The sequence below is a fragment of the Phaeodactylibacter xiamenensis genome (assembly GCF_965229835.1).
In the GTDB taxonomy this organism is placed as follows: domain Bacteria; phylum Bacteroidota; class Bacteroidia; order Chitinophagales; family Saprospiraceae; genus Phaeodactylibacter; species Phaeodactylibacter xiamenensis.
Genome location: NZ_OZ245931.1, coordinates 3,542,012 through 3,561,246, shown reverse-complemented (window position 1 = coordinate 3,561,246; position 19,235 = coordinate 3,542,012). Strand labels below are relative to the sequence as shown.

Sequence of the window (19,235 nt, the reverse complement as noted above, 5' to 3'; positions counted from 1 at the left end):
TGGTTTTAATGATAGAACGCAACTTTGGCGGGCTTATTTTGGAAAGATTCAGTTGGGTCTACCGCTGAAGCACTACCGGCTGTTTTCGGACCTCCCCGGTTGCTGAGCGTCCCAGCAGATAGTAGGTGCCATTAGGCAGAGCGGAAACCTGGCATTGGACGGTGCCTTGCATATCAGTCCACACCTGCATGCTCTGCCCGGTACTGTTGAAGAGTTGTAGTTCCCAGGTGCCTTCCGGCAAATTGGCGGTAAACTGTTCTCTCACCGGATTGGGGGCAATAACAAGGTTAGCGATAGGCGCTGCTGTGGAGTTGCTGGCCACAACCGGGTCGAGTTCGAAATCCCAAATGCCCCGGCCATAGGTACCAAAGCGGGCGGTGTGGATCTCAGGCAGGTATTCTACCGACCAGTAAGTCTGCGCGGGCGAGCAGTCGCCCCCCAGATAGTACCAGCGCTCCTCTGCTGTGATGAAAACGTAAGGGCCGGCTTCTGTTGCCGCAAACAGGTAGGCTTCGTCTGGTGTGCCGGTGATTTCAAAGACCAGCGTTGAGGGCAGGCCTTCCGACATATCGGTAAAGTTTTGCCCTCCGTCTGTGCTGACGTAGACCGGTGGATTGGAATAACCACTCCCGCCCAGGTAAACCTTGTCAATATCCTGAGTGGAAGCGTAGATCGTTTGGCCGTAGAGGTAATGCCCTTCCGGAATGAAATTCACCGTCTGTTCCCAGGTATAGCCAGCCTCGTCTGAGGTAAAAAACCGGCCATTGGTGGTCGCGGCGTACCAGCGGTTGTAGTCCAGAGGTGAGGCTTCCATGGCAGAGAGTTCTCCATCGCCGGAGGCGGCGGCAAAATCGAAGTCAATCTGCGTGGCGGCAATTCCGTTTGGAGATGGGTCAAGGCGGATGAGGTAAGAGCCCGGTCCACCATCAATATTCCCACCAGCCATAAAGGCGCCCACATCGCCTGGGAAGGGACTGGCCATAAGCGGAGGCAGCCACACAGACTCATCCTCAGACTCAAGGTCGTAATCGCCGGTAATCCCGCCGTTTTGGGGGTTTTGATAGTAGGATACCCAGCCCCCGGGGTAAACCGTCCAGAGGTATTGCCCGTCATTGGAGAAAACGATATGGCCGTAGTCTCCCGAGATAATCTGATCGAACCGCTGAATACCAGGATCATCGAAATGGCGGGAGCGCTGAAAACCCTGATCCTGTGAACCGGCATATACGAATTGGTTATTGGCAGGGTCGGTACGGACGCTGTAGTATTGGCTGACATTGAGGTCCTCCATGCCGATATTGTCCACCGTTGCCAGTTGATCGTAAGATACTGACAAGCCGCCGTGGTTACTAATGAGGGTAAAAGGTATGCCATCAGCGGTTTCGTAGGCGTCAAAATGCATGATATCGGCATGCAGGGTATTGGCAATATCAGAGTAGTAAGCCCACCAGTCATTGATTTTTTCCCAGGATTGTCCTCCGTCGAGGCTGCGGAAGCATTCCACTTCGCCCATGTACAGCACATCCGGGTTGTCAGGGCTGACGAAGATGCCAACATCCCAGGGGCGGGCGGGCAGGTCACCCCGTTTTGACCAGGTCATGCCTTTGTCCACTGAGCGCCAGACTTCCCAGCTACCCTGCTGGGGGCTGGTGTAGGCATAAAGTACCAGGCTGTCAGCAATTGCGGTACCGGCCAGGTTGGCCCGTGCCCCGCCAAAGTCCAGGTTGGTCGAAGGGTTAATCCAGTCGAGCTGTCCGTTGTCGGGATTGGCGTGGTAAATTTTACCGGTGTTATTGGCGGCTTTCTCCACCAGCATCATCCGGCCATAGTGGTGGGGTGCGGAAAGACGCAAGCGGTTGAAATCATTGGTGTTGAAAGTGCTCACGGGCGAGTATATTTCTCCCTGACTGGTGGACCGGTACAGTTGGATGTCTGCCCAGTAGGACGGTTTGGCGAGCACATAAATTCTCGAAATGCTGTCTTGCACAAGGATAGGGGAGTGGATGTTGCCCCAGCGGTCATCGTGGCTGATGCCAACGGACTGCTGCCAGGTGTAGCCATCGTCATCGGAGTAGTGTGGAATCCGTCCGGTAAAGGCAATCATGCGCCGCCCATTTTGATAGGGAATAAATTCCAGCATTCCGGGGGTAAACCGCAGGTCCTGATTCACGATTTCCCAGTGGCTGCCATCGAGCAGCCCCCGCCAAAGAGAGCCGCCTGCGGAGATCAGCCACAGCTCGTCGGTAGCCGGGTCGTACTCGGTATCAAAAACACTGCCCGCCTGATTGATGCTGCCCCGTTCCCGCCACGAACCGGGGAGGAGCCCATCGGCGAAAAGCCCGCCCTCGCAGCCCGACCTGAGGTCGATTCTCCGGCTGGCCTTGGCGCGGTGCCGGCGCAGCCGGGTTTGGTGTTCAATTGCTTTCCAGTCCGTGCCGGGAGCTGCCTGATGCAGGAGTTCCAGCCATTGGCTTTTGGCATCATTTTTTGATTCTTCCTCTCCAAAATGAATGATCGTTTCCCCGTTTGTAGGAGCGGGGAGCGGTACCTCATTTTGTGTGGATGAAAAATCAACCAATGTCAGGTTGAGTACAGCTAAGCATAAGAGCGCGAGTGGCCATTGATATTTCATGAACATGGGATTTAAGGATCTTGGGTACAAGATAATGGATTGCGGCTACTCCGAAAGTAGCCCGGACGTCAAAAGGAGGGAAAAGGGAGGCCGGAATTAGTCCCCAAGATACGCATCTACAAAATACATGTCAATATCCTGCCCCTTTGTTTCGGTATATTTTCCGTTTCGCGAAAAGCTGAAGAAGTCCTGTATAAAGGCATGAGTAGCCTCGGAAACATTGACTTTTCCGGCTTCTCCGCTGGTTTCCATGCGGGCGGCAAGGTTGACGGTGTCGCCCCAGATATCGTAGGCAAATTTTTTGATGCCTACGATGCCTGCAACTACCGGTCCGGTATGTATGCCGATACGGGCTTCAAAGCAGGTACGCCCTTCGGCTTCCCGTTGTATTTTCAGGCCCGCCATGAACTCCTGAATCTCCATAGCAGCCAGGGTCACGCGCACGGCTTCATCTTCATCCGTGTCCCGCATGCCGCCTACGGCCAGGTAAGCATCGCCTACCGTTTTGATCTTCTCCAGGCCGTATTTTTCCATGATCTCATCAAAGGCGCGGAAGCAGTGGTCAATCTCGGCGACCAGGTCCTCCGGTTCCATGCCCTCTGAGATATGGCTGAAACCTTTGAAGTCAGAGAACATGACTGTGACCAATTCATGCCGCTTGGCTTTGGCAAAACCAAACTCTTTGAGTTCCCGGGCGGTTTCTTCAGGCAGGATATTGAGCAGGAGTTCTTCGGACTTTTGCTTTTCCTTTTCCAGTTCTTTGGTGCGTTCCTGTACCAGGGCTTCCAGTTCCTGCTCCCGGCGGTGGGCGAGGATGATCCGCCAGCGCATAACGCCAAAAACGGCACTGCTGAGCAAGAGCGTGCACAGCACCCAAAACCACCAGGTATTGTAAAAGGCTTCGTGGACGACCACAGGTATAGCTAGTTCTCTCTGATTCCAGTTAGGGCTGTTCGCCCCGGCTTTGGCTCGGACCCGGAAGGTATAGCTGCCGGCAGGGATGTTGTTGTAGCGCACCAGGGTGGTGGTGGCAGGTGGGCTCCACTCCTCCTCGTATCCTTCGAGTTTATAGCTATAGGTGTTTTCGAGTGGCTGCCGGTAGTCAGCCAGTGCAAAGCCAAAAGAGAAAATGCGGTCCCAGGGGGAGAGGTCTACCCGCTCGCCGGGGTCTAATCCGTAATTGCGTTGGATAAGAGTATCTTCTGCTACATCGTATTTGCTAAAGTGGGTCAGCAGCAGGTGTGCTTCCTGGTCTTCGAGCTGTTGCTCCTGAAACTGCGGGCCGGGGAAGAAGGCATTGATGCCGTTCAATCCGCCAAAGTAGAGCCGTCCTGCCCGGGAGCGGTAGAAGGAAATCCGGTTGAACTCATTCGCTGTCAGCCCGTCTTCCACATAGTAGTTGGTGCAGGAGCCATTGGGCACGGCCATCCGGCTCAGCCCGTTGTCCGTACTCACCCAAAGGCAGGAGTCGCCTTCCGGCAAAATACCATTGATGAAGTCGTTCGATAGCCCATCTGCTGTGGTGTAAATGACCAGGCTGTCCTGCCCGGGAAGGATGCAATGGAGCCCTTCACCCGATCCGATCCATAGCTTACCAGCTTTATCCTCGTAGATGGCATTCACCTGATTGCTCCGAAGAGGCACCGGGCTGTCTTTTCCGGTATGATAGTGAGCCACCCGGCCCTGCCCCGGCACGATTTCGTGGAGCCCATTGTCGAGTGTGCCTACCCAGAGGCGGTCGCCGGAGGCATTGAAGTGGAGGTAGCTGATGTTGCCGTCTAAACTATCCCATTGCCCCACCTCATCTTCAAAAGGAATAAGGCGGTCTGTGGTGGGCTCATATTGATAAAGCCACTGCAGATAGCCCATCCAAAGCGTGCTGTCGGGGGCCACGACCACATGGCCGAGGTCTTTATCCGGCTTTTTGAGAATATCACGCACCTGTAGTGTTTCCAGGTCGATCCGCTTGCCGTTTCCGGTATAAAGCGCCCCATCAAAGTAGGTCAGCCCAAAAGGGGAATTGAAATAGTCATTGAAAGGGAAAAGCGGGCGGAGCCCATCGGTTTCCGGCTCAAGCACATGGATGGAACTGTAGTAGGAAAAGTAGATATTCCCATCATCGTCCTCGGTAATCCCGCGGGTGCTGCAGTAAATGTTGCTGCAATACTCACTGCCGCCTTCGAGGTAATGGGCAAAGAGTTGTTCTGCCTGCACGATCCGTATAGCACCAAAATCCGAAGCCACCCAAACCACGCCAGACTGATCGCGGAAAATCTGCCGGTAGGTAGCAGTATTTTTGGTAATGGACCGAATTTTGGGCGCAAAGTTTTCAACGCTACCCAGCAGGGCATTGTAATACAGCAACATACCCCGGCAGCCCACCCACAGGCTGCCATCCTGCTCCACCAGAAGAGCGGAAGCAACGGCATTACGAATACTGGCAGGGTGTTCGCTGAAGGTTTCCTGTGCCAGGTCAAAGGTGAAAAGTTGTCCATCAGCACATAGAACATAAACCAAGGCATCCGTTCCAGCGATTTGTACGATACGGTTGCTTTCCGGTACCGGCACAATATGCCGCTGCAGCACACGGCCTGTAGCACTGAGTTCCCAGAGCTCATTGCCTACGGCCCCGAGCAATAACTTTTGCCGGACCTGAGCCATGGGGCGCCCGATGTGCCTGCCGGCAAGTCGTGACAGCTCCTCATAACGGCCATCCGGCTGCATGAGCAAAAGGTGCGTAGTGGCTGTTTCTTCATGGTAAGCCGCCGACCAGATCTGCCCGCCGAGACCAAGCGTGAGATCATGCGGGACTACCGCTTCCCGTATGCGTACATCGCCTTCTTTGATCTTATAGTCTTCAAATTGGTTGTTGCCCGGATCAAAGCGGGTGATATAATTGGGGCTGCCCAGCCACAACCGCTGCTCGGTATCGATAACCATATCGGAAAAGGATTCGTGTGGCAGATAGGTGGAGGGGGACTGCGGCGTGTAGGTGACGAATTCATACCCGTCAAACCGGTTGAGCCCGTTGATGGTAGCCATCCAGATAAAGCCGGCGCTATCCTGCAAAATTTTTGAGACAATACGGTGGCTCAGCCCATCCTCAAAGTCGTACACCTTAATCTGTACATCACTCTGTGCCCGCAGCAGGGTGCAGAACAGCAATGGGAACAGTAGTATGCTTAGGCGGTGCATAAGGTTTGGATTGAGGCAATTGTGGGTTCGCTTCCAAAGTACGCAAATTGTGCGGAAAGGTGCGCCACCCCAGGGTATACTCTTTTCTACTTTTGGATGAAACCTTTGGTTGACCCGATGAACTAGGATTGGGCACGACAGCGGCGCTTGAATTGCGAAAATAAATATTTGTTTTGCAATTGATTTATTTAAAACATTTGTTTATTTTTACAGTAGATTGACAATTCGTCTAGTTCACCCGTCACTAAAACCTATTACATATTATGCAAATCCTCAAAATTGGTTTATTTATTCTGGCCGGGCTTATCGGCCTGTTCGCTATTGGAGGGCTTATTGCCCCCCGCGAAGTGTCCCTCAGCCGTTCCACCATTATTGAAGCACCACAGGAAATGGTTTTCAATACCGTGAATGACCTGAAAACCTGGGAATCCTGGTCACCCTGGAAGGAAATGGACCCGGCTATGAAGGTCACTATGGGCGACCCTTCTGTAGGCACAGGCGCATTTTATTCATGGACAGGCGAGAACTCGGGGGAAGGGCGTATGGAGATCACTTCTTCTTCTGCACCGGAAGAGCTGACCACGCACGTAGATTTCAAGGGACAGGGCGGTGCAGATGCAGCCTGGACGTTCAAGCCGGTAGATGGTGGTACGGAAACCACCTGGGCGTTTCATACGGAGTTCCCTTACCCTTTCAATGCGATGCTGCTGTTTCAGGACTTTGAAGGTGCGATTGAGAAGGATTACGACAGAGGGCTGGAGTTGCTGAAGGAGCAGGTGGAGGCGAAGGCTGCCGCTGCGCCTCAGTTCAGAGTACGGGCGGTTGAGCTGCCGTTGCGCCATTTCATAGCCTTACGGCAAACGGTGGATATGTCGGAAATGACCGACGTTTTTGATACCAATACTCCAAAAGTTTATCAGGCGGTAGAGCAGGCGGGGCTGACGATGGTGGGTATGCCTTGCGGGCTGTACTATACCTGGGATGAAGCTACAGGAACTACGGACTGTGCGCAGGCTATCCCGTTAGCAGAGGCTCATCGGTTAGAGGGTTTTGAAAGTATTGAGATCTCAGAAAGTGAGGCACTTTTGGTTGAATATTACGGTAACCCTGAAGGTACAGGTGCTGCACATGGTGCAATAGAAGGCTATTGCAAACAGCAAGGTTTAGTTGCCGGAGAGCCTGCTATCGAAGAGTACGTCACGGACCCGGCATCAGAGCCGGATACCTCCAAGTGGCTGACTCGTATTTACTATCCTTTGGTGTCAAAGGGATGATCCGACTGTAATAATTGGTGCTGATGGAGGTGGGTGGCAATGCCCATCTCCTGCAGTGCTACCATGAGGTCTGTGCGGATATTGTGCTGTACGGACCAGGCATTGGCCGGAGAGGTTGCCCATGCAGCGATCCAGCATTTGATGGCTTTCTCGCCCATTTCCATCACCCAAAACCGGGGTTTTTCCTTGACCTGGCTGGCGTTGTACTGTTCAGCGATGCGCATAGCCGTATAGCGGACGCTGGAGAGGTCAGCTTCCGGAGAAATAAAAAACTCCACATGCGCCCAGATGTAGGTGTCATGGACAGAAAAATTGATAACCTCCCGCTTTAGCATATCTGAATTCGCAACGATGTATCGTTTCCAGTCCCAGGTTTTGACGGTCGTGTGCAGCATGGAGATATCCTCAACCGTACCGTAGTATCCATCTATAACCACTGTATCGCCCAACCGGATGGCGGAGGAAAAGCTAAGGAGGATGCCGGAAATGAAATTCTCAATGACTGGTCTGGCAGCGATACCCAAAACGATACCGAAGGCAGAAATCAGTAGAGAGATTGAAGTAATGGGGAGCTTCGTGGAGAAGGGCAGTACCCCAATCAGAATGATTATGAGGATAGAGAAGGTGATTGTTCCTTTTCTGATGATGCTGAAGCGCCCGGAGATATTGTCGGCGGCCCGTTCCAGGGAAGCTTCCGGTGAATCCCCGGGAGGAGAAACGGTTTTGACAGGGTTCAGGGTTTCTATTTCCTCTAATCGCTGGAGCTTGCGCTTTTTGTAGCCCGCTATCATTTTGAGCAGGCCATACAGCAACAGGGCACCCCCCATGGCGACCAGTGATACATATATCCAAATGGTTTGTGTCATTTGTAGTGAGCTTTTATTATTTTAGCTTATGTCAACCAAACGAAACAAGACAAAGCTGAAGAACTATGATAACTCTACGCCCCATTCTTATGAAGTTTTCCTTCCTTTTGTTGTGCGCCGGTTTTCTGGCTTCGTGCGCCACCAACCCGGTGACGGGCAAAAAGGAATTCATGTTGCTCAGCAAAGAGCAGGAGGTGCAAATGGGTATTAGTTATGACCCTCAGGTCGTTGCCTCTTATGGATTATACGAAGATGATAAAATCCAGCAGTTTATTACGACTCAGGGCCGGTTAATGGCCCGGATTTCTCACCGGCCGGACCTGCCCTATGAGTTTAAGGTGCTGGATTCGCCGGTAGTGAACGCTTTTGCAGTACCGGGAGGTTTCGTCTACTTCACCCGGGGGATTATGGCTCACTTCAATAACGAAGCTGAGTTTGCAGGGGTGCTTGGGCACGAAATCGGGCACGTGACCGCCCGGCATTCGGCCCGGCAGTACAGCCGTCAGATGCTTGGCCAGGTAGGGCTGATTGCCGGCATCATCGTCTCTCCTAAGTTTGCGGAGTTTGCAGATGTGGCGAGCCAGGGTTTGGGGCTGCTGTTTCTGAAATATGGCCGGGATGCGGAGACCGAGTCCGACCGGCTGGGCGTGGAATACTCTACGAAAATAGGTTATGATGCCAGGGAAATGGCCGACTTTTTCCAAACACTGAAGCGCCTGACCGATCAGAGCGGAGGGCGGCTGCCAACCTTCATGTCTACGCACCCAGACCCGGCTAACCGGTACGAAAATACCAAGGCTCTGGCCCAAAAGTGGCAGCAGCGCTCCAATGGCCGTAATTTAAAGGTAGGGCGTGATTCTTACCTGAATATGATCGATGGGCTGCTCTACGGCGAAGACCCCCGTCAGGGCTATGTGGAACGCAATACTTTTTATCATCCTGACCTCAAGTTCCAGTATCCCATTCCAAATGGCTGGCGGACGGTCAATACGCCCAGTCAGGTACAAATGGCACCTGAAGATGGTAATGCCCTTATGACCCTCTCGTTGTCTTCTAAGAATAACCTGACTCAGGCAGAACAGGCCTATATGGAAACCCATCAGTTTGAAGTGACGAGCCGGAATAACCGGCAGGTTAACGGACTGAATGCCCGTGTGGTACAGGGGCGTCAGGTGGATGAGCAGAATCAGCAGGTCATCAATATTCTGCTTTACTTTATTGAGTACGAAGGGCGGGTATACCAGCTACTGGGCATGGCGTATCAGCAGCAGTATGGCAACTACGAAAGCAGCTTCCTGCGCACGATGAACGGTTTTGACCGCCTGACGGATGCCTCCAGGATCAATGTACAGCCAGAACGCATCAAAATCGTAAAAGCGCCGCGCACCACCAACCTGCGTAGCCTGCTGACCAGCAATGGGATCCCGAATGATCGTCTGGAAGAGTTTGCTATCTTGAATGGGATGGAGCTCAATACGCAGGTAGAGAGCGGAACCCTTTTCAAGGTGGTGGATAAGGCAAGGAATTAATATCTTGCGGCAAAAATGAAATCTATGAAAAGTCCAATCCGACTAACTTTAATGCTGGCAAGTGCCTTTCTGTTGTTTACGGCACAGAAGTGCGGCAGCGGTAAATATGAGTACGAGCCCACCACCTCTATCGAAATTGCGAAAACAGGCTGCTTTGGCCAGTGCCCTACCTATGTTTTCTCGCTTAAAGGCGATGGTTCGGCTACTTTCAATGGGCGCCGCTTCGTAGAGCCGGAAGGGGAGCACCACCGGACTTATTCGGCAGATACCACCAACATGGTTTTTTCCCGCCTGATTGAGGCCGATCTGTATCAGTACGAGCGGGAGTATACCGATAACGTGACGGATTTGCCGACCACATACCTCACCTTTGAGCATGAGGGCAAACAGAAAAAAATCAAACTCTACTATGGTTACCCGGAAGAGCTGGGCACCATCGTGGAGCAGCTACAGGAAGTTGCCCTCACGAAAGGCTGGATGGAGGGAAAAGCTCCGGAAGAGGAGAAATAAGAAAAGTTATGCAAAAATGATAACAGCCCTCAGTGCTCCGCTGCGCTGAGGGCTGTTTTGTATTAGCTGGTTGCCAGCACCGGGCGCCCCTGCATCCATTTTCTGAAAATACGGTCAACTTCGGGATTGTCTTTCCAGTTGTGCTCAATGCCATCCAGCACCAGTATTTCCTCAAAAAGGGCGTCCTGCGCATGCCCTTCCTCCAGTGCTTCGCTATAGGGGATATGGCTGAAGGTCACCTGTGAGTAAAGCGGCAGGAACTCCGGGTAAATCTTGTTAAAATGAGCAGCGATTTCCTTACGCAACAGGAATTTGGGGTCTGCCACCTTATCCCGCATTTCTATAAAATTGCGCAGGGCAAGGTCGGCAATAGCGTTGGCATCTTTGATCCGCGAATGATTGAAGGCTTCGATGATCTCCGTCCAGTTGCCATCGTGAGCGTCAATGAGCTCATCGAGTAAGGTACAGTCTTCAAAACCAGAATTCATGCCCTGCCCGTAGAAAGGAACGATAGCGTGGGAAGCATCGCCCATGATCAGGACCTTATCTTCGTAGCGCCAGGGGCTGCAGCGAATGGTGACCAGGGAAGAAGTCGGGTTCTCGCGAAATTTTTCCAGCAGGTTGGGGATAAGTGGGATGGCATCTGCAAAGTAAGTTTGGAAGAAGGCCATGATCTCCTCATCCGTATTCAACTGATCGAAAGCCGGGGTTTGCCCCTCATAGGCCAGGAACAGCGTGCCGGTGAAGCTGCCATCAACATTAGGCAAAGCGATCATCATGAACTGGCCCCGTGGCCAAATGTGGAGTGCATGGGGGTCAAGTGCGTGCCTGCCATCCGTTGTAGGAGGTATGTGCAGTTCCTTATAGCCATAGTCCAGGAAGGACTGACTGTAATTGAAACGGGGGAGGGCTTTCATAAGGCTTCGCCGCACTGCTGAGAATGCACCGTCAGTGCCGAATATCCGGTCCGCATTTACCGTCAGGTGCTCGCCGGTATCCCGGTGCTCAAAGTGCGCTTTGGCTTCCTCAGCCACTACGCCAAGGCACTTATATCCAAAGTGAAATTTCAGGTTGTCGTACTGATCGGCGATATCAATCAGCTCAATATTGAGCCCGCCCCGGGAGACAGAGTAGATGGCCTGGTCTTGGTCGCCATAGGGCTGAAAGGTAAGCTGCCCGGCGGTATCATGCATTTTTCTGCCCCGCATCGGGATGGCCTGTTGCCGGATCGTATCTTTAATGCCAGCCCGTTCCATGGCTTTCCACCCCCGGTCGCTCATAGCCAGGTTGATGGACCGCCCACCTTTGAAGCCTGCCTTCCGGGGGTCATCGCGGAGTTCAAATACATCAACCTGATAGCCACGCTTGGCAAGCAGTACGGCCCAAAGCGAGCCTACTAGCCCGGCGCCAACAATGAGGATGCGATCTTTCATAATGGGTTGGTTTTGAGTCCTAAAACATGAAGCGCAGCGCGATAAATTGCGATACGAATCCGACGAGGTAACCGCCGTAGAGGTCAGTTGGTTCATGCGCCTGCAGAATGAGGCGGCAGGTGCCAACGAGCCCGGCCAGGAGCACTGTAAGCATCAGCACCCAGTACATGCTGACTTCATAGACGCCGATTGCGCCAAGATTGATGAGGAAGGTGTCGTGGCTAAAGAGCAGCAGGGTAATGACCACCATACCCAACAGGCCGCCCATACCCACAGCGTGCGCACTGATTTTGGAAAAGATATTGATGAAAAAAGCAATAAACAGGCCAATCGCTGCCCCCAGCAGAAAAGCGGAAAAGGCATTAGGCACCTGTGCATTGCCCAGGAAGTTGCGGAACATCCAAATGTAAAACATGCCCGTGATGACGTAGGGGCCGATGCGCTCCTGCTTCGTCTTCATCTCCAGGGAACTCACCAGCCCGGTAAAGCGCAGCATGGCTACAGCAAACCCGGGAATAAAAAAGGTAGACAGGAACACCTGCAGAATGAGCAGCTTGCTAAACTTATCGCCAATGCTGTATACTCCGAAGAGGTAGGGATTGATCAGCAAGAGGAGAACCAGCATGTAGGTCACAATCAATAGGGGGTGGAAAAGTACGGAGATGACCTGAGCCAGTGGTTTCAGCATGTAACGACGTTTTGGTTGCGCCTAAAGATACAAATTATGCAAGAGTAAAGTTGACCCTGCCCGGCAGTAAAGAATATGCAAATATTTAGTCATCCATTCCGTTTTCAACAACGGTCTGCTTAACTTTCCGTCAAGATCAGGGCTATGCAGGAGATATTTGATCAGATAATACTGGAGTACAATGGATGGGCGCTGCGCCTGGGGCAGGTGGTGCTGGGTACCAGTATTCTGATTGTGCTTGCTTTCCTGTACTGGCTGGTCGCCCGCCGGCTTTTTCCAAAAATTGCCGCTCACCTGGAGCTGCCACAGGAGGAACGCCGCAAAGCCCGCCGGATTTTAGGCACCTTACTGGTCCTGATGGCAGCCGTCGCGCTAATTGCGGTGCTGCAACTCGACCGGCAGCTGGTGGAGACTACCAATGAGAATGCACCCAACCTGTTCATCTCCACTTTCGTTCAGGCGATGCTGATCTGGCAGTTTGCCCGCCTGCTGGACTTCGTCATTTCGCGTCTGCTGGTTACCAATTATTATCGTAACCGGAGGGAAGACCCCGTGGAGTTGGACCGCTATCAAACGGATTCCAAAAACAAGACGAATCGTACGGTACAATATGCCGTATACATCCTGGCGCTGCTCTTTATTGTACAGGCTTTTGAAATAGACTGGGTGTTTTACACTTATAAACCCGCTGGTGCGGAGGACGGGCAAACCCGGAATTTCTCAGTCTCCAATCTTCTGAATGCGGCGTTCATTATTGTGCTGGCGCGATTGTTCAGTTGGATGATCATTCAGCTTATCCTCAGTCAGTACTACCGGAGCAAGCAGATTAATGTGGGCTCGCAGTATGCCTTCAATCAGCTGCTGCAATACTTCGTTTATATCATTGCCGGGCTGATGGCGCTGGAGGCACTTGGCTTTACGCTTACCCTGATTTGGGGCGGTGCAGCGGCGCTACTGGTGGGCGTGGGGCTAGGCCTTCAGGAAACGTTCAAGGATTTGTTCTCTGGTGTGATCCTGTTGTTCGAGCGCCGGGCAGAGGTCGGTGATGTAGTGGAAGTGGACGGCCTTATCGGTACGGTAAAACGGATTGGCGTGCGGACTTCGCTGGTGGAGACCCGTGATAACATCGTTGTGATTGTCCCCAACTCCCGCCTGATCGTTCAGCATTTTGTCAACTGGAGCCACAACGACAATAAGGCCCGCTTTTACATTAAGGTGGGTGTGGCCTACGGATCGGATACGGAGCTGGTCAAGCAGTTGCTGCTGGATATCGCGCGGAGCAATGCGGAAGTCATCCGCCACCCGGCACCTTTTGTGCGTTTTGTGGATTTTGGAGACTCTTCCCTCGACTTTGAGCTCCACTTCTGGTCGCACGAGTTCATCCGAATCGAGGATGTCAAGAGTGATATGCGTTTTAAGGTTGACCACGCTTTCCGGGAAAATGGTGTCACCATTCCATTCCCACAACGCGATGTTTGGATGAAGGGAGGAGGTTAAGTTATCTGTTCCGGGGTCAGGTATTCTTCTCCAATTAGTTCTTCGTACAGATCAATCATTTTTTCGGAAAGGGGCTCGCCCAGGAATTGTTGGGCATGTTCAAAGCCGTCATGGATGAGCCGGGCCTGGTATTCGGTATCGGTAAGCACTTTTCGGATACCCTCGGCAATAGCTTCGGGTTGTGTGGGGTCTGTCAGATGTGCTCCGGGGCCGCCTGCTTCAGGCAGGGAAGCGGTATCGGACGTCAAAACCGGGACTTTACTAAACAGCGCTTCGAGAATAGGAATACCGAAGCCCTCATAAAGCGAAGGATAGACAAAAAGAGAGGCACTTTGGTAGACTGCCGGGAGGTCGTTAAAGCGGACATCTGCAAAGTGGATATGATCGCTGATTTGCAGTTGCTTGGCCAAACGAAGGATTTGCTGCTTATGCCTGGCACCTCTGCCCACAACTACAAGTGGAATCCGTTCTGATGCAGGCATTATGGATAATGCTTTGATGACCCCGGATAAATTCTTGCGTGGTATGATGGCACCCACCGATAAAATATATTCTTTAGGTAACTGGTACCGCTGCCTTACCGCTTCCAGGGTTTTATTTGACCGTTCCTGCATATAGCGCTCGTGGCAGGACTGGTAAATAACCGATACCTTCTCCGGTGGCACCTCATAAAAGTGCAGCAGGTCCTGCCGGGTATTTTCGCTAATAGCTACGATGTGGTCTGCCTCCCGGCAAGCGTACTTAAGTCTGAAGTCAAGCGCCAGCCGGCGCGAAAAAGTATACTGCTTAGGGAATCGTTTGAAAATCAGGTCATGCACCGTGACCACACTTTTAATTCCCGTTTTGGATAAGCCAAAGGGCAGAGACTGATTAAGACCGTGAAAGAGCTGTATGCGTTGCCGCTTCAGGTCACGTTTGATACCAAAATTTTGCCATAGCAGCGGGAACCCTTTTCGGCGGGGCATGTGGGTATTGTACAAGGCACTGTTGAGGAAGAACTGCGTCTCTTCGTTACGGGTCAGGCGCGGCGTATACAGGAAATAGGCATTGTCCGGATAGTACTCCGCGAGATTGGAGAGGAGCGTACGGCTGTAGTTGCCGGGCCCGGTAAAATTATTGTACAACTGCCTTGCGTCATATCCGATGCGTAGCATAGGCGGTCAGGCGTTGGTAGCTGAAGTAGAACAAAAGGAGTCAGGCATTGGATCAATACAATTGACGGTTTTATGCAAAAGGAACTGCTTCAATTTAGCAATTGTTTTACCTTTTCCAAAGGCAAATTCATAATTCCTGCTATGTGCTCCGGTGTCTGCCCGGCCTCGAAAAGTGTTTTGATCGCCAGTTGTAACTGCTGACGGGCTTGCTGCAGCTCTTCCTCTTTCCGGGAAAGCACCTCCTCTTTCTGTGAAATGACTTCCTCCTTCTGTGAAATGACCTCCTCCTTCTGTGAAATGACCTCCTCCTTCTGTGAAATGACCTCCTCCTTCTGTGAAATGACTTCCTCCTTCTGTGAAATGACCTCCTCCTTTTTGGCTATCTCCAGCTCTACTTTGGTAAGTTGTAGTTCTTTATCGGCTAATTGCCGCTGGTAATCTTTGAACTCTTCAATCAGGTCATCTTCGGCATCCATGATTTCTCTGACCACCGGTTCCGCAATGGCCTGTTGCAGGCGTCGTAGCAGGGGACGGTACCGTTCGGGCAGCTCGGTTTCTTCAATATGCAGCATGTGCCGGTCGTTGGTAGCATAGGATTGGTCAAAAAGCGCAAGCAGCTGCTCCAGTTCGGTGCGCCGGTGCCCTTTCAGATAAGGGATTTGGATGATGATGCTATCGTGCGTGAGGCTTTCGATGAAGATTTCCCGGCCTTCAATTTCTTCTCCGGTAGCCGCATCAATGTACTGCCGGTTAACCCGGATAACCGGAGCAGTAGTATGTTCAAGCTTATGCCCGAGAAAGTAGATGCTCAGTATAGGCAGTGCCTGCCTGGAAGCATAATCTTCCGGAGACTCCTGTACAACGTTGTTCTTATTCCTGTACTGTTCGCCCAGGTAACGCCGGAAGCGCATGATATCCGTGGCAAGCTTGGCTTTTTGCAATTCCAGGATGATCAGTTGCTCCTCTCCATTGGCATACCTTATCCTGGCGCTGAAATCCATCCGAAGCACCATCAGGTTCTCCCCAAGGGGGAAGTGATGCTCAGTCGGGCGAAAGTCAAGGCTGATGACTTCTTCTCCAATAATGGCAGACAGTAAAAGACGAGCTAGTTTCTCGTCGCGCATGAGGTATTTGAATACCACATCGTAGATTGGGTTTGCAATTTGTACCATACCATTTTACAGTTTGGGATTAATAATAGCTCCGTACAAATTGACTATTGGGCGTTATAAAGCAATTAACAGAAACAGAGCCCACTACCCGATTTGTGGAAAGCATCGACAATAAACATAAGCAAGTAGTGGGTTTAAAACTCTTTTCCTAAACAGCAAAGCTTTCTCCGCAGGCGCAGGTGCGGGAGGCATTCGGGTTGTTGAATACAAAGCCCTCCCCATTGAGCCCGCCGGAAAACTCCAGCGTGGTGTTACAAAGGTAAATGAAGCTGCGCAGATCGGTGACGACTTTCTCGCCGTTGTCTTCAAAGACCTGATCATCGGCTTTAGCCTCATTGGAAAACTCCAGTTGATAGGTTAGCCCGGAACAGCCCCCGCTCGTGACCCATACCCGGACAAAGTAATCGGCTCCGTAATTCTTGGCTTTACGAATCTCTGCAATCTGGCTTTTTGCGCTTTCTGCAACTTTTATCATGGCGGACCAATATTTATCATTTAGACACACCGGCTATTCCACCGGAAGATCAAAGTTAGTAACATTAGCAGAGCCAGTCAAGTTCACACCTTTGCAGCAGCGCACTTTTCCATAAGATGGGGCAGAAAAATCAGGCCCATGCTCCGGATTATTTTTTAATCCCTTCCCGGTGCCGTAACTTTAGGCGTTCAACCCTGAGCCTATGTTTTTAGAACCGCATTTTAAGGGACAGCGCAGCGGATGGATAGAAATCATCTGCGGGTCCATGTTTTCCGGTAAGACCGAGGAATTGATCCGCCGCCTGAAGCGCGCCAAAATTGCCAATCAGCGGGTGGAAATCTTCAAGCCCAAGGTCGATACGCGCTACGATGAGGCCAAAGTGGTGTCCCACGATGCCAACTACATCCTCTCCACGCCGATCGAGCACTCCCGCCGCCTGCTGGAGCTGACCGAGGGCGTCAATGTCATCGGGGTAGATGAGGCGCAGTTCTTTGATGAGGACCTGCCGGAGGTCTGTCAGATGCTGGCCCTGCGCGGGCTGCGCGTCATTGTGGCGGGGTTGGATATGGACTTCCGGGGCAAGCCCTTCGGCCCCATGCCCAATCTGCTGGCCGTGGCGGAGTACATCACCAAAGTGCACGCCATCTGTCAGCACTGCGGCAACCTGGCCACCCATTCCTACCGCCTTTCGGCAGATGACCATACCGTTGTGCTGGGCGAAAAGGATACCTATGAGGCCCGCTGCCGCACCTGCTACCATATGGGCAATATTCTGGACCTGAAGACGGAGAAGCCAGCCAGCCAAGCGCAACAGGAAGGGAAGGTGCGGCGGATGTAGGGCTTTGAAAAAAATAAAAGCTTCGATGATGCCAGGCACTTAGTACGGGAGGGACCCGGTTCACAACGACAAAGGCAAAAAGAGTTGTAAATCGAAATAATCCACAAACAAGGAATCTGCTTTGCCATTGGAATAAACGAATCCGGAGTACTGAAAATTTAATTCGCATACCCTTTCTCCGTAAACCCTGCAATCAATGTTCTCAGGGATGCGAAGGATTGATTCCGAATCAGAATCGGCATCAGTGTTTGTAGTACGCTCTGTATAGAAAAAGCTATTGGAGTAACTTACATCCTCATCCCTTATCGAAAATTGCAAATGATATTTCCGCGAGGAGTTGCCTTGAATGATATCAGTGACAGCATTGTAAAGCGAAAGGTCTGTCTCTTCAAATCGATTCCAGTACACGTAGAACGCATAGCTGAGCACTTTCGGTTGGTTAACGATATTAAGCGGGCTTAATATCACCTCGTAAACTACTGTGGAGTCACCGTAATGCTTGTAGGTTGAAATACTCCTTGTGCTGACATCGGTACAAAAGTCATATCCTATATCTTCATCGCTGTAGGTTGATAAAGTCCCTTCCAGACTTAAAGAATAATTGGAGCTCAGCCATGTTGTATCAGGAACAGCTTCACCTTCGTCATCGTTAAGGCCTTTATCATTTATGCAACTTGCCAATAGAAAAAGCATCAGGCATAAGCCAGAAAATGTAAACTTCTCCTTATTGTATAGCAAGCAAAGAGTCATAACTTATGAATGATTCAATCGACTTCCGTTTAAAGTACTAATAAATCGGGAATACTATGCATGAGACGATCCATATTGGCTCTAAAATAGTGAATAGTTAGCATTTTGCTTCGCAACCTGCTTTATTTATAGTTTTCACCAGTGTTAATTAAAATTCCGCAAGTGCTACGGGGCTAAAAAGACTGCGTCTAACAAGTATACCATAGTATTTATCTTATCCCATTCATCCAAAAATCCCAATCCCTAACCGAATTTCTTGCTTCCCCCGCAGAAATGGGCTTATCTTCCCTGCCACAACCTATTGAACCGTGAGCAGACCTATACTTGATATTCAAAATATTGTGAAGGCTTACGAAAAGCACGTCGCTGTCAATGACGTGAGTTTCGAAGTGCCCGCCGGGAGTATCTTTGGGCTCCTGGGACCGAATGGAGCAGGCAAGACTTCCCTTATCCGCATCATCACCACCATAACCCGGGCCGATGAGGGCACCGTGTTTCTGGATGGCGAAAAGCTCAACAGCCGCCACCCCGAGGAAATTGGCTATATGCCGGAGGAGCGGGGGCTTTACCGCAAAATGAAAGTGGGCGAGCACCTGACCTACCTGGCCCGCCTCAAAGGCTTATCCGCTACAGATGCCAAGGCCAAGATCAGCGGCTGGATGGAAAAATTTGGCATTGAGGACTGGTGGGACAAAAAGGTGGAAGAGCTCTCCAAGGGCATGCAGCAGAAGATTCAGTTTATAGCGACTGTCGTCCACGAGCCTAAGCTGCTGATCCTGGACGAGCCCTTTTCCGGGCTGGACCCCGTCAATACCAACCTGATCAAGGACGAAATCCACAGCTTGCGCGGGAAGGGCATGAGCATCATATTCTCCACCCACCGCATGGAGCAGGTCGAGGAAATTTGCGAGCACATCGTACTCATCAACAAAGGCGAGAATGTGCTGGAGGGCAAAGTCAGCGCCGTCAAAGACCGCTTCAAGCAAAACCTGTTCGAACTGGAATACGAGGGTGAGCTGCCGGAGGGCCTGCTGGAACGGGCTAAAGTTATTGATCAACAGCCCGGGCGGCTCACCGTACAAGTGGCAGAAACAACCGAGTCGAATACCCTCCTCCGCGCGATGCTCGACCGGGGTGTTTTTGTGAAGCGCTTTCAGGAAATCCTGCCTACACTGAACGAAATTTTCATTCGTCAGGTCAACTAATTAACCCTAAACAACGA

Annotated in this window: 15 protein-coding genes; 6 read left to right on the top strand and 9 right to left on the bottom strand. The window is 51.6% G+C overall.

Annotated elements, in window-relative coordinates; genetic code table 11:
- Window positions 1-58: 58 nt before the first annotated feature.
- Entirely contained in the window at window positions 59-2,632 is a 2,574-nt protein-coding gene (locus ACO08I_RS13245; protein WP_421949552.1) for a hypothetical protein, read from the bottom strand.
- Between the two features lie 96 nt (window positions 2,633-2,728).
- Window positions 2,729-5,827, bottom strand: coding sequence for a ligand-binding sensor domain-containing protein (locus tag ACO08I_RS13240; RefSeq protein ID WP_421949551.1), 3,099 nt, complete (start codon window positions 5,825-5,827; stop codon window positions 2,729-2,731).
- 263 nt (window positions 5,828-6,090) lie between these two features.
- Here ACO08I_RS13240 and ACO08I_RS13235 point away from each other — a divergent pair, with 263 nt between their 5' ends.
- Complete coding sequence (locus tag ACO08I_RS13235) at window positions 6,091-7,101, top strand: SRPBCC family protein (protein WP_421949550.1); 1,011 nt, start codon at window positions 6,091-6,093, stop codon at window positions 7,099-7,101.
- Here the strand turns inward: ACO08I_RS13235 and ACO08I_RS13230 are convergent.
- Window positions 7,077-7,967 (bottom strand): mechanosensitive ion channel family protein, encoded by an 891-nt coding sequence (locus ACO08I_RS13230; protein ID WP_282781605.1) that lies wholly within the window; start codon window positions 7,965-7,967, stop codon window positions 7,077-7,079. The two genes, ACO08I_RS13235 and ACO08I_RS13230, sit on opposite strands and share 25 nt — an antisense overlap.
- 65 nt (window positions 7,968-8,032) lie before the next feature.
- Between ACO08I_RS13230 and ACO08I_RS13225 the strand changes: the two genes are divergently transcribed.
- Both ACO08I_RS13225 and ACO08I_RS13220 read left to right on the top strand, forming a co-directional pair.
- Entirely contained in the window at window positions 8,033-9,496 is a 1,464-nt protein-coding gene (locus tag ACO08I_RS13225; RefSeq protein WP_282781604.1) for a M48 family metalloprotease, read from the top strand.
- A gap of 24 nt (window positions 9,497-9,520) precedes the next feature.
- Window positions 9,521-10,006, top strand: a complete 486-nt coding sequence (locus tag ACO08I_RS13220; RefSeq protein ID WP_152604911.1) for a DUF6438 domain-containing protein — start codon at window positions 9,521-9,523, stop codon at window positions 10,004-10,006.
- Window positions 10,007-10,068: 62 nt separating this feature from the next.
- Here ACO08I_RS13220 and ACO08I_RS13215 read toward each other — a convergent pair whose 3' ends face one another.
- Both ACO08I_RS13215 and ACO08I_RS13210 read right to left on the bottom strand, forming a co-directional pair.
- On the bottom strand, window positions 10,069-11,439 hold the full coding sequence (locus ACO08I_RS13215) for an FAD-dependent oxidoreductase (RefSeq protein WP_421949549.1): 1,371 nt from the start codon (window positions 11,437-11,439) through the stop codon (window positions 10,069-10,071).
- 19 nt (window positions 11,440-11,458) lie between these two features.
- The gene (locus ACO08I_RS13210) at window positions 11,459-12,127 is read right to left on the bottom strand and encodes a hypothetical protein (RefSeq protein ID WP_081968608.1); all 669 of its coding nucleotides are present in this window, start codon (window positions 12,125-12,127) and stop codon (window positions 11,459-11,461) included.
- Window positions 12,128-12,271: 144 nt separating this feature from the next.
- Between ACO08I_RS13210 and ACO08I_RS13205 the strand changes: the two genes are divergently transcribed.
- A complete protein-coding gene (locus ACO08I_RS13205; RefSeq protein WP_202965203.1) occupies window positions 12,272-13,624 on the top strand; it encodes a mechanosensitive ion channel family protein in 1,353 nt (450 codons plus the stop codon).
- Here the strand turns inward: ACO08I_RS13205 and ACO08I_RS13200 are convergent.
- From ACO08I_RS13200 to ACO08I_RS13190, 3 genes are all read right to left on the bottom strand, one after another.
- Complete coding sequence (locus tag ACO08I_RS13200) at window positions 13,621-14,778, bottom strand: glycosyltransferase family 4 protein (protein ID WP_282781598.1); 1,158 nt, start codon at window positions 14,776-14,778, stop codon at window positions 13,621-13,623. The two genes, ACO08I_RS13205 and ACO08I_RS13200, sit on opposite strands and share 4 nt — an antisense overlap.
- An 89-nt stretch (window positions 14,779-14,867) precedes the next feature.
- A complete protein-coding gene (locus ACO08I_RS13195; RefSeq protein WP_421949548.1) occupies window positions 14,868-15,950 on the bottom strand; it encodes a hypothetical protein in 1,083 nt (360 codons plus the stop codon).
- A gap of 148 nt (window positions 15,951-16,098) precedes the next feature.
- On the bottom strand, window positions 16,099-16,425 hold the full coding sequence (locus ACO08I_RS13190) for a HesB/IscA family protein (RefSeq protein WP_044216832.1): 327 nt from the start codon (window positions 16,423-16,425) through the stop codon (window positions 16,099-16,101).
- 202 nt (window positions 16,426-16,627) lie between these two features.
- Here ACO08I_RS13190 and ACO08I_RS13185 point away from each other — a divergent pair, with 202 nt between their 5' ends.
- Window positions 16,628-17,263 carry a thymidine kinase gene (locus ACO08I_RS13185; protein ID WP_282781593.1) on the top strand — a complete coding sequence of 212 codons (636 nt, stop codon included), beginning with the start codon at window positions 16,628-16,630 and terminating at the stop codon, window positions 17,261-17,263.
- A 60-nt stretch (window positions 17,264-17,323) separates the two neighbouring features.
- Here the strand turns inward: ACO08I_RS13185 and ACO08I_RS13180 are convergent, their stop codons facing one another.
- A complete protein-coding gene (locus tag ACO08I_RS13180; RefSeq protein ID WP_421949547.1) occupies window positions 17,324-18,001 on the bottom strand; it encodes a hypothetical protein in 678 nt (225 codons plus the stop codon).
- A 320-nt stretch (window positions 18,002-18,321) separates the two neighbouring features.
- Here ACO08I_RS13180 and ACO08I_RS13175 point away from each other — a divergent pair, with 320 nt between their 5' ends.
- Window positions 18,322-19,218, top strand: coding sequence for an ABC transporter ATP-binding protein (locus ACO08I_RS13175; RefSeq protein WP_282774085.1), 897 nt, complete (start codon window positions 18,322-18,324; stop codon window positions 19,216-19,218).
- Window positions 19,219-19,235 lie beyond the last annotated feature (17 nt).

Coding starts and splice junctions, on each gene's coding strand:
- ACO08I_RS13215 (WP_421949549.1), bottom strand. CDS start 11,439: ATGAAAGATCGCATCCTCATTGTTGGCGCCGGGCTAGTAGGCTCGCTT.
- ACO08I_RS13225 (WP_282781604.1), top strand. CDS start 8,033: ATGATAACTCTACGCCCCATTCTTATGAAGTTTTCCTTCCTTTTGTTG.
- ACO08I_RS13230 (WP_282781605.1), bottom strand. CDS start 7,967: ATGACACAAACCATTTGGATATATGTATCACTGGTCGCCATGGGGGGT.
- ACO08I_RS13240 (WP_421949551.1), bottom strand. CDS start 5,827: ATGCACCGCCTAAGCATACTACTGTTCCCATTGCTGTTCTGCACCCTG.
- ACO08I_RS13200 (WP_282781598.1), bottom strand. CDS start 14,778: ATGCTACGCATCGGATATGACGCAAGGCAGTTGTACAATAATTTTACC.
- ACO08I_RS13185 (WP_282781593.1), top strand. CDS start 16,628: ATGTTTTTAGAACCGCATTTTAAGGGACAGCGCAGCGGATGGATAGAA.
- ACO08I_RS13195 (WP_421949548.1), bottom strand. CDS start 15,950: ATGGTACAAATTGCAAACCCAATCTACGATGTGGTATTCAAATACCTC.
- ACO08I_RS13205 (WP_202965203.1), top strand. CDS start 12,272: ATGCAGGAGATATTTGATCAGATAATACTGGAGTACAATGGATGGGCG.
- ACO08I_RS13235 (WP_421949550.1), top strand. CDS start 6,091: ATGCAAATCCTCAAAATTGGTTTATTTATTCTGGCCGGGCTTATCGGC.
- ACO08I_RS13210 (WP_081968608.1), bottom strand. CDS start 12,127: ATGCTGAAACCACTGGCTCAGGTCATCTCCGTACTTTTCCACCCCCTA.
- ACO08I_RS13220 (WP_152604911.1), top strand. CDS start 9,521: ATGAAAAGTCCAATCCGACTAACTTTAATGCTGGCAAGTGCCTTTCTG.
- ACO08I_RS13245 (WP_421949552.1), bottom strand. CDS start 2,632: ATGAAATATCAATGGCCACTCGCGCTCTTATGCTTAGCTGTACTCAAC.
- ACO08I_RS13190 (WP_044216832.1), bottom strand. CDS start 16,425: ATGATAAAAGTTGCAGAAAGCGCAAAAAGCCAGATTGCAGAGATTCGT.